This window comes from Aquiflexum sp., assembly GCF_041749095.1.
In the GTDB taxonomy this organism is placed as follows: domain Bacteria; phylum Bacteroidota; class Bacteroidia; order Cytophagales; family Cyclobacteriaceae; genus Aquiflexum.
This window is the reverse complement of the sequence record NZ_JBGTCA010000526.1, coordinates 1-11,080: the sequence shown is the minus strand read 5'-3', so window position 1 is coordinate 11,080 and position 11,080 is coordinate 1. Positions and strand designations below refer to the sequence as shown.

6 protein-coding genes are annotated in these 11,080 nt (G+C 39.1%); 1 reads left to right on the top strand and 5 read right to left on the bottom strand.

Features of this window, described 5'->3' with window-relative positions; translation table 11 throughout:
- Positions 1–802: 802 nt before the first annotated feature.
- Positions 803–2,485 (bottom strand): FAD-dependent oxidoreductase, encoded by a 1,683-nt coding sequence (locus ACEW8O_RS23655; protein ID WP_373497098.1) that lies wholly within the window; start codon positions 2,483–2,485, stop codon positions 803–805.
- Between the two features lie 280 nt (positions 2,486–2,765).
- On the opposite strand from ACEW8O_RS23655, the gene ACEW8O_RS23650 reads away from it, so the two are divergent.
- Complete coding sequence (locus ACEW8O_RS23650) at positions 2,766–3,431, top strand: aspartate/glutamate racemase family protein (protein WP_373497097.1); 666 nt, start codon at positions 2,766–2,768, stop codon at positions 3,429–3,431.
- 128 nt (positions 3,432–3,559) lie between these two features.
- Here ACEW8O_RS23650 and ACEW8O_RS23645 read toward each other — a convergent pair whose 3' ends face one another.
- The 4 genes from ACEW8O_RS23645 to ACEW8O_RS23630 form a co-directional block, all read right to left on the bottom strand.
- Positions 3,560–4,420, bottom strand: a complete 861-nt coding sequence (locus ACEW8O_RS23645; RefSeq protein WP_373497096.1) for a LamG domain-containing protein — start codon at positions 4,418–4,420, stop codon at positions 3,560–3,562.
- A gap of 20 nt (positions 4,421–4,440) precedes the next feature.
- Complete coding sequence (locus ACEW8O_RS23640) at positions 4,441–5,925, bottom strand: BNR-4 repeat-containing protein (RefSeq protein WP_373497095.1); 1,485 nt, start codon at positions 5,923–5,925, stop codon at positions 4,441–4,443.
- A gap of 82 nt (positions 5,926–6,007) precedes the next feature.
- Positions 6,008–7,402, bottom strand: a complete 1,395-nt coding sequence (locus tag ACEW8O_RS23635) for a SusD/RagB family nutrient-binding outer membrane lipoprotein (protein ID WP_373497094.1) — start codon at positions 7,400–7,402, stop codon at positions 6,008–6,010.
- A 12-nt stretch (positions 7,403–7,414) separates the two neighbouring features.
- Positions 7,415–10,864, bottom strand: a complete 3,450-nt coding sequence (locus ACEW8O_RS23630) for a SusC/RagA family TonB-linked outer membrane protein (RefSeq protein ID WP_373497093.1) — start codon at positions 10,862–10,864, stop codon at positions 7,415–7,417.
- Positions 10,865–11,080 lie beyond the last annotated feature (216 nt).

Here is an 11,080-nt window from a genome sequence, read left to right as displayed (position 1 = left end):
ACCATCACCGAGAATATCAACATAAAAAAAACCGCCATAATTAATTAGAGTTATATTCATTGGGATACTTGCCCAAAGAAGGTTTTGGAAACTATCCACTAAAATTAGATATTGCAATAAAAAAGCTGATAGCTATCGGGGCTATCCGGACGGGGCAGGCTTTCCTACGTCAGGGTGACGGGCCGCTCCGATTTAGGTTATTGGTACCATAAAGTATAAAAATTTATGGAGGCAAACAAAACAAAACCAGTCCGGAGGCCGGACTGGTTTGGTGATCAATAAACCCTAAATCTTTATTTATGAATTTGAGATCGGAAACAGAAAGTTTCACACCTTTGCTTTCTACATTTCTATAATAAGAAACGGTTCTCATATCAAAAAGCAAATAAAGCTAGCAACGTAACCCCTATTATGAAGAAATATTTACAAATACTACTTAAATTACTGATTAACAATTGGTTAAATTAATAATAAGGAACTTTTTCGGTAATTGTCAAATATGTTGATCCGTGGTCAATCCTTGCATTACCGGTTAATTTACAAAGTGCGTGGGTAAATTTTTATGGATGGATTCGGTCATTGGGACATTATAGTATAAAAATTTAAGGCTGTTAACGAAACAAAACCAGTCCGGAGGCCGAACTGATTTGGTGATCAATAAACCCAATCTTTATTTATGGACTTGAAATCGGAAACAGGGGTCAGGTCTTTGCTTTTTAAATTTTCATTTTTAGGAAATAGGCGTAATATTTTTACTTCTATAATATAGAGGCATTGAATGTCAAAATAACCCCAGTTGGTTTTAAAAATCATCTGGGCGGCCAACTAGATTTGGGTCGATTACTTGATTTGTTCCTAAAAGTTTTTCTTTAAGCAATTCATATTCAACCTCTTGAACAGGAATGGAGCCGTCCATTGCAATGACCGATGCAATAGCACAGGCTTGACCCAAGGCCATGTAGGTAAATTCAATCCTAACTGCGCCATAAGCAACATGACTAGAGGAAAGACAGGTGGGGGTTAACAGATTTTCACATTCGGATTTTTTAGGAACCAAAGCCCGGTAAGATATACCGAAGGGGCACCAGTCGTCCCCACCAAAAACAAAACCTTCATTGTAAGCAAATCCGTCTTTCACAATTCTACGGGCCGAATGCAGGTCAGGAGGCCAAAAGGCTACCGCTACGGGATCCGGAACCGGCGTGGGATTGTTCCGCCTGATATGATGCTCGGTAATGACATAATCTGAAACCATTCTTCGGGCATCCCTCACATAAAACTGGCGGGGCCATCCTGCATTATCTGTAAATTCATCTTTGCACAATCCCCATTGCTTCCATGCCTGCTGAAGCTCTGAATCAAGCTGACCAACCTCAGGATCATGGGCAAGAAAGTAAAACAGCCCTTGGGTAAATGATTGATGAAAATCAAAGATCCGTTGTCTTGTTTCATAATTGCCTGCAGGGTATTCATGATTCATCCCATAAAGATTATGGGATAAATCATGCCATGCTCCCAAGTCGGTTTTTCCATTGGGTATGCTGGGTGATGGCCTATATAGTTTTCCTCCGGCTTTGAGATACCTTAAGTAGATTTCATAATCATTACGTTTATAATCTTTCGGTTTTTGAAAATCAAGTCGGTTTTTGGGGTCTTTTGAAAGGCACATCCTATAACAATAAGCCTGAATGGATTGATCCGCCTCACCTTCAATCCCCAGTTCCCCCTCCTGTACAGTGGGGATCAGTCCACTCAGAGGAGTTCCGGGCTGGATATAGGGATCAACCTTTACTTCAAATTGTCTATAGGTTGTTTCACCTCTGATGCCGTTTTTTGTTTCCCTGTATTTTGCATTGGAATCTCTTCCCCAAGTGGTGGAAATACCCGAAGCTGCCAGAAGATCTCCTTCCAGTGAAGCATCGATAAACATACGGGCAGAAAAAACTTGGCCGTCCTCTGATTTAAGGTGTTTTATAATTCTTTGTCTTTTCAAAACATTGTCTTTGTCTTCGGATAAGCGGGTGTTTAAGTAAACTGAGACCCCGTTTTCCTCTAGAAGGGTCTTTATGATTTTTTCTGCGACATGAGGTTCAAATCTCCAAATAGACCCATCCTTTAACCTGTTTTTTAATTTTTCATTAAATTCATCCAGTCTCCCATAGTTTTCTGCTACTTTCCTGTAAAATTCCAACGCAATCCCGCCCACCGCAGGGCTGTTTTGAAATTCCCGGTGATTATCAATATCGGTTCCACCCAGACCATTGACAATTATTCCACCAACAGTCGAGGTTGGTTCTAACAAAGCAACCTTCTTTCCCATCCTAGCAGCCTGAACTGCAGCAGCTACTCCGGCAGGTGTGCCTCCATATATTACCAAATCATAGTTGGAAGAAGGGGAATCGGTACCATTTTGCACCGGATTATCTTTCAGAGAAAAACTGATTAATAGGGCAATTGCTATCAGAAGGATTTGAATAGAATTCATTTGATTTTTTAAGTTAAATTGCCATTACGTTCATTATTTTCAGCTACTTAAGGTACAATTTCAATAAATAATTTCTCCAAACAAAACTTGCGGGAAGAAGCAATTTGCCATAAAAATAAGGAGGGATTTTTCTAATTCTTCTTCCCAGGTTGTCTATATTTAACCATGATATCTAACAAAGGTGTAAATCAAAAAGAAAGGACAATGGCAAATGGTAGCATGACAATCCTTCAAGTTAAAATAACTGCACCAAAATTCAGACTTTCAAACAAACTGGGATATGAATAAGAAAAAGGTAGCCATAGTCCATACGAGTTTTATCTCAGTGGATGCTATAATAGCATTTTTTAAAGAAATAATTCCTGAAGTTGAGCTGATCAATATCGTGGATGATAGCTTGTTGGCAGAGGTTATGGATACAGGCTATGCCACTGACCGGGTGTACCAAAAAATGGAGACATACTTTAAAAATGCTGCCCTTATGGGTGTGGATGCCATATTCAATCAATGTTCTTCAGTAGGGGAAGCCGCGAGTGCTGCGGCCGATAAGATTGATGTACCGGTACTCAAAGTGGACGAGGCAATGGCCGAAGAGGCCGTTAAACTTGGCAGAAGGATTGCCGTGGTAGCAACAGTTGCCTCTACCATGGGTCCCAGTACCAGGCTGATTAAAGAAAAGGCAGCAGTTGCAGACAAGGAGGTGGAAATCGTTGAGGCATTGGTAGACGGTGCCCTGAAGGTTCTGTTGGAAGAAGGGAACCGGGCCATGCATAATCGCATGGTAAAAGAAAAAATAGAAGCCATTCAGGATGACGTGGATGTGATAGTACTGGCGCAGGGAAGTATGATCGTGCTATTGCCAGAGTTGCAGCACATCAAAAAACCGGTTCTTTCAAGCCCCAAACTAGGAATACAAAAAATGAGAAAGCTCTTATTCGAAGATTGATAGCGTTTTTGGAAAAAACCAGTCCGGAGGCCGGACTGGTTTGGTGATCAATAAACCCAAAATTGATATACCTTGTTTGGTGATTTGGGGCTATATAAACCCACCTCACAATATCGTGGATTGCATTTTTAGAAATCCTCATCTTCAGCCTTTACTGATATTCCAAATTTATTTAGATAAGTAATATCCTTATTGCTAAGGGCTGTATCAAAAACCGCAAGCCCCGAAATTTTGCCGATAAATTGATTGGTCATCTTTCCACTTACTGAATTGGCCCCAACTGTAAAATCAGCCCCGTCTTCACCCCCATCAAAAATTCCATGATTATAGGGAAAGGGATTACTAAACTCTGCAGCACTCAGTTTTCCGTTGATATAGGATTTGATATGTTTCCCGTCATAAGTAATGGCGATACAGTTCCATTGATTGTCGGGTACGGGCTCCCCTGAACTGGAATATGAAATCCATGCTTCGCGGTCGGGGCTTTTGCCGCCTGTTGCGGATATATGTCCATGCAACAAACCTTGAGCTGGATAACGGACCATCTCATTGTAATGAGTTTTGGAATGTGCATTCAAAAACATGTAAAACTGCCTTTTTGATCTACTTTCATCCCACACACCTGCAATGGCCTGCCAACTTTTGGGAGATTCTTTTTTGACCCAGGCCACTACTGTCACTTGGGCATCTTTCCCAAAAATGTTGAGTTCTCCCAAAGAATCTCTAGGGATAAAAAACCAGCTTCCGTCCTGAATAGCCGCAGATGTTCCATTGATCGGATCCTCATTTACCTTTGGAATCCCACCATTTCCTTCGAGCAAATAATAGCTTTTATTTTTTGAATTAGTCATGGACTTTCTTGGTTCTCCCATTTCTTCGGAAAAATCCCAAAAGGCGATAAGCCCATGCTTGATAGGTAAAGTTTGAGAACTTAATGTAAAGCAAGATGTCATGAAAAAAGCGGCTAATGCGATCCCTAGTCCTTTCATATTTTTATTTGATGAGTATTTCATTTCATTTTCATTCTTGAAACCCGCACAAATTCACTTTCCATTTTCCATGGCAATTGGAAAACCTGTCCTTTCGAATTCGTAAAGTACAATCTAGATTCTGAAGGCTTTCTACCGTGTCCATCTGCCCAAAAGGCCACAAAATCCGGATGCATCAAAAGTGGTTTTCTGGCATAGGAATGATTCTGTTCACTGTTCCTGGTCAATTGCTTGTGAAGTTTCCAGGTTTTTCCTTTATCCTTGCTTTTCCACATGGCCATTTCCCCTCCTGTATTGAACTTTTGAGGACCAGGTTCAGTGGGGCCAACGATCACCCAATCTCCGGATTTATCAATAAAAATCGAGCCCATATCATAATTACTATCTGATTCAGTAACTTTACTGAGGTCCCACTGATTCCCATTCCAACTAGCTAAATTCCATGTTCTGGGATTATTTTCCGGCCCTGGATCAAAACCTTTGCTGGTGATATATAATATTACCGGATAGCCATTTTCATCATGCATCACATCATTGATATACACAAGTAATCCCTCTGACCTATAATCTCTTACCAAGGCAGCATTCATTTCTTCAGTTAATGGCAAATTGATGATTTTTCCATCTGCGGACTTCCAGGAATTACCATAATCCTCAGTTGCCAGGTAGTATAAGTTTGTTCTATAGTTCAACCCAATATCTCCCTTTGTGTAGGGGTGATAATTAAAGGACGTTGAAAGCTTCCCATTTGAAAAAAAACTGGTCTGATAATGGCCTTCATCTATAGAGGCTATGTCTTTCCATTCAGACCAATTTTTCCCATCCTTACTTTTCATCCAGGCGATTACCCTTGTCATCTTCTTCCCGGATTCAAATTGTTTATCAACATAATGGGTAAAAAGTCCAATAAATCCTTTTTCGGGAGAGTGATACACCTGTAGGTAGGAAAAATTATCCATGATTGTTGCCTCGCCATTCACCAATTTGGTGACTTCGACTTGTTCAAATTCATTGATCTCATAAGGATACTTGCTTTTTAGAATATAGGAGGGTCTCCATATCCCATGTGATGTCCCAAATATCCAAATGTAGCCATCGCTATCAATACTCATGGCAGGGTTGTCATGAGCATCGTTCGTTTTTTTGTCAAATATTGCGGTGGGCTGTGCTACCGTTTGAGAATTATGATCGAAATAAGATATAGCATAAATCAAGGAACCGGCTTCATTCTCAGCCCCATAGCAAAAAAATGTCTTTTTAACAGATTCGGCATATATAGCCAATGGATTATGATTGGCCGTATAGGTACCTAACCCTCCTCCGTATTTATAGACAAACTCTGATTTATTTGGTTGGTTGGCATACCAAATCCCTCTAAATCCATCTAATTTTTCATTTAGGAGAATTCCCTCTGCAAACTGTGCATCAGGATGAACTTGTGCCTGAAGACCCGGGCCCATTAGACATAGGCATGTCAATATTTTTGCAATTTTTTGGAAATACATAAACGTTTATTGAGTGAATAATAAGGAGGTAAATCCTGATGGCAGGATTTACCTCTAAATTAAAAAAAGAGAGGGTGAGTTATTACCTGGCCCACCATACCGGTGTGGTATAAATAGTCGCCTCATTAATCCCAGTTGGTGTATTGGGATTTCGGTTGGTTTCCGTGTTTGGATATGGTAATCTTTGCACTTGTCTGACTTGGGAAGTCAACTGCGGTATACCCGTTCTTCTCCAATCATTGTAGGCTTCTACAGGATTGAAAAGGAAAAAGGAAATATATTTTTGAGCTATAATATTATTTAGCGTTGCACTTTGCAGATTTAAACTAGTAATATATGCACTAATATCTCCTTCTGCTATACCGTTTCTTCTCATATTGGCAGTAATAGCATCACGTAATGCCGTTAAAGCTTGGGCTTGTTGGCCTAACCGGAGATGTGCTTCTGCCTTTATAAACATCAATTCATCGAACATCACCAATGGCTGAGGAGCATCATCTCCTATAACATTGGCAGTAGAAGGAGATGAGAAGGCTACAAAGTTAGGATCAGCGGGTGCATTATCTACAGGAGCTCCCACAAAACTGCCATTTATTCTATTGAACCATCTCGCTGCTCTGGGATCATTATTAATATCACCGGATGTATTGTTCATGTGATTAATAAATGATTCAGAAATAGCAAACACTCTCTGGGCTTTTTGAAAGCCTGCCCAGGGATTATCATGTGCAGTACCTTCTTGATATCTGGTGAATACAAACCCTTCTGTGTGGTCAACAAATGAATTTGAAATAGCAGACAAAGCGGCATTGGCAGACCCATTGGCATCAATTTTACTCAACCTATTATGCAACCTTGCTTTCAATGCGTAGGCAGATTTAATCCAAAGATTCCTGTTTCCATTGAACATTAAGTCTGTATTTCCGGGATTATCGGGAGAATTAGCAGAAATATTTGCAATAGATTCATCCAAAATCCTAAACATCTCAGAATAAATAAACTCCTGACTATCAAACTGTGGGCTTCTGATAGCGTTACCCTGAAGAGCCTCGGAAAAAGGAATGTCCCCATATACATCAGTTAACATACTCAAAGTATAAACCTGCAGAACCTGAGCGATACCTTTAAAAAATAAAAAGTTGTTACGTTCTGCATAATCCATCAATACATCTATATCATTCAATGCGAAATATCCACTTTGCCATAAACTTTCATTTATAAAAAAGGGGTCGAAATTATTGTTTACACTTACATTAGATGTATGTTCCATATTAAATGAAACCTGTCTTGCCGTAAAATCCCCTGCCACACCGTACACTACAGACATTATTGTATGGGGCAATAAAAGCCTCACATTTACTGAGGTAGGTGTATTGGGATTAGTATCTATTCTATCCATCACATCATCACTACAGGATAGTAAAACGGTGGAAAAGGAAAGAAGAATTGCGAATGATTTATTTATTAATGATTTCATAATTTTCTTGTTTTAAAAGGATACAACTAAACCTGCACCATAGCTAGCAGTTTGTGGAACTACTAAATATTCTTCACCTCTAACATTTCCTGATCCTGAAACCATCTCCGGATCAAAATTAGGTAAAGCAGCATTTAACCAAAGGTTTCTTCCCACAACATAAAATGAAGCGTTTTGAAATCCAATTCTCTTGAGTAAATCAGGTGACAAATCATACGATAATCTTATCTCCCGTAATCTCACAAAAGAGGCATCGTAAACATTGGATTCGATAATAGGATCCAGGACATTTCTAAAGAAGTGCTGTCCTTGAATTATTGGAATATCATTTACTCCCTCTACCACTAAATTTCCTGCAACGTCATAAAACCCCTTGGATCCATCGTAAATTTGAGGAGTTTCTCTATTACCGGTTACATCTAAAGACCCGTACAGTTTTCCCAGTCGATTACTGCCAGAGGAAATGAATCCTCCCTGTCTCCAATCAACTTGAATCGCCAGGGAAAATTGTTTATACTGGAATTGATTGATAAACCCAATTTCAAAATCAGGATTTACCTGACCCAAAAAAGTGTTTTGTTCGAGGCTTCTCAATGGCATGCCATAAGCAGGATTTGCATTACCGTTGGGCAAAAACTGCCTTGAATCTACCACTACATTATCATTTGCATCTCTTGCATAGGAACTACCTAACAAACTGGGGTATGGCAATCCCCTTTCGGCTACAATCTGAGCTCTAAATCCTCCCAATGTCAATCTTTCAATACCTTCTGCCAATTCAACAACTTCATTTTTGAAGGCGGTAAAGTTTGTAGTTATATCCCAACTAAAATCAGTTTTTCTAATAGGATTAATATTCAATACCACCTCATGGCCCTTTACAGACATAATTCCTGAGTTTCTAAGTTCAGTACCAAACCCAGTGGAGGGCGGAAGGGGCACTCTGAATATTTGACCTTCAGAAGAGGTTTCATAATAACTATAATCAATTCCCAATCTATTGTTGAAAAATCTTAGGTCAAACCCTATTTCATTTGTCTTGATGTTTTCAGGCTCTATATTACTCACCTGATTTCTATCTATCATAAATGCGGGCAAGCCAAGGAAAGGAAACTGAAACGCACCAGCACCAAAATTCTCCGCTACCATCCCCCTAACAAAAACATTTTGACCTACATACAAAGGACCTGCTTGGCCAACTTCAGCTATACTTCCTCTTATTTTACCAAATGTCAAAATATTAGATTCTATATTGAATGCATCAGTAAAGACAAAGCCCATACCGACTGAGGGATAAACAAAAGACCTATTCCCTCTCGGCATATTGGAAACAATATCATTTCTTACCGAAGCATTGAAAAACAGGTAGTTTTTATAGGCTAATTCAGCATTTGAAAAGAAACCCACCAATCTACTTCTATTGACATTTTCATTAGGTATCTGTAGTGAGGTATTGGATATATGATCAAAACCCCCAATAACAATATCATTACCGGTGATCACCATTTGCCTTGAGTTAAAATCTAAATATTCATTGCCGGCTATAAAGTTTAATCTTAGATCGGGATGAATTTGTTTATCTATAACTAAGGTAGTAACAGCATTAAATTGTCTTTGATTTTGATTAAAGTCAGTAATTTGCCCACCACGAGGAGGGTTAGTTCTTCCACCAGTGGCTCCAGATCCCAGGGATAATACATTTTTACGATTAGAAACCAAATAATCGACACCCAACCTAGTGTTTAGGGTAATCCAATCAACTGGCTTATATTCCAGATAAGTATTTCCGAAAGTTCTCAGCACGTCACCTGTATTGCTGTTATTTTTAATCGACCAATAGATATTATCATGTCCTCCCCTAAAATTGATTTGATTAAAAGGATCATCTGGTTGCGATATAGGCTTGTTTCTCAAATCATATGTTACCGGAGCAAAGAATGCAGCATAAAACAAACTTGAATTACCGGCTCCATCCACTACTCTGCTATCATTAGCAGACGAGAAGTTTACAGATGTACCTATTCTTACTTTACTCGATAAATTGTAATCACTTGCTACCTTAAAATTATATCTTTCAAAACTGGTGCCCTCAATAGTACCTTCTTGGTTAATATATCCTACTCCAACAGAATAATTACCTTTCTCAAATCGATTAGACACATCTAAATTGACATTATATGTTCTTCCATTATTAAAAAAATTACCGGGGTTATCATAGACTGCAGCTTGTTCAGGTTGTCCTAATTGATTAGTGTATGTTCCAAGCGTATCTATACGGGGACCCCAATTAAAGGTACTAAAAGGTATAAATGCACCTAATTCTCCTTGACCATATGTTTTTTGAAGATTCGGAAACCGGGTTAGAACATCATAAGTGACATTTTTGTCGAATGTAATCCTAGGCTTTCCCATACCTGCTTCAGCACCTCTTTTGGTAGTGACTACTATTACGCCATTAGAAGCTCTTATACCATATAGAGCAGCGGCAGTCGGGCCTTTTAATACGTTTATTGTTTCTATATCATTTGGATTTAAATCCACGATCCTTCCGCTGATAGGAAATCCATCGACTACATATAAGGGCTCATTATTTCCAGTGATAGATCTGCTACCTCTGATATTAATTGAAGGTGACTCACCAGGCGCTCCACTTCTCTGAACAACTGACAAACCGGCAATCTTACCTTGAAGACCAGCTCCAAAATTTGGGTTTTTAGCTTTGACTAACCGATCACCATCAATTTTTTGATAGGAATAACTAATACTTTTCTCATTTCTTTCTAAACCAAAGGCAGTAACGACCACTTCGCTTAATTTGACATTATCTTCCATTAGGGAAATGGAAAGCTCAGTTTGATTAGTAATTCTGACTCTCTGGGGCACATATCCAATAAATGAAAACAACAAAACCCCTCCCTCTGAAACATCAATAGAGTAATTCCCATCGATATCAGTTACAGTTCCCTTAGTCGTCCCTTCAATAATCACAGAAACTCCCGGTAAAGGTTCTCCCTTACCATCGGTCACTTTGCCTGTAATCAGGACGTCATTGCGGGAGGAAATGACATCCTCTTCATATTTAATTTTCTCATCAATTTTCAATCGGGAATTGATATGGGTTACATATATGTTGTTGTTCACCCTTTTGAAATCAAAATCCACCTGCTCTGTGATTTTTTGAAGAATGGTTTTGAGATCCGAGGTATTGGCGATTGTAATCCTTGATTTGTCTTTGGCCACCTGCTGGTTGTAAGCAAAGACAAAATCCGTCTGTTTTTCCAATGCTGCCAAAACCTCAACCAGTTTTTGGTCGGTTACATTTAAAGTCACCTGATAATCCTCCATGCTCTGGGAGGAAGATGGCTCTGCCAATACCACTTGTAGCACAAGAAGCTGAAGCAAGAAATACTTAATGGTTTGTTTGGTACAGAACACAAGTTGTCTGAGTAAATTATTATTCATAATTTTGAGTGTTTATTGTTATGATTAAACTAGTGGGTTTTCAACCCATGAACTGGTCCGGGACTGTTACAGCAGTTCCGGATTCTTTATTAAAAATGATCGCTTATTCCATAGGCATATCAAAGTTTAGTTTTTACATCCTTTATAATTGATTTCAAGAGTTTTGTTATCTAGCCATTGGTATTCAAAATCAACCAGGTTTTGCAGACCATAGAG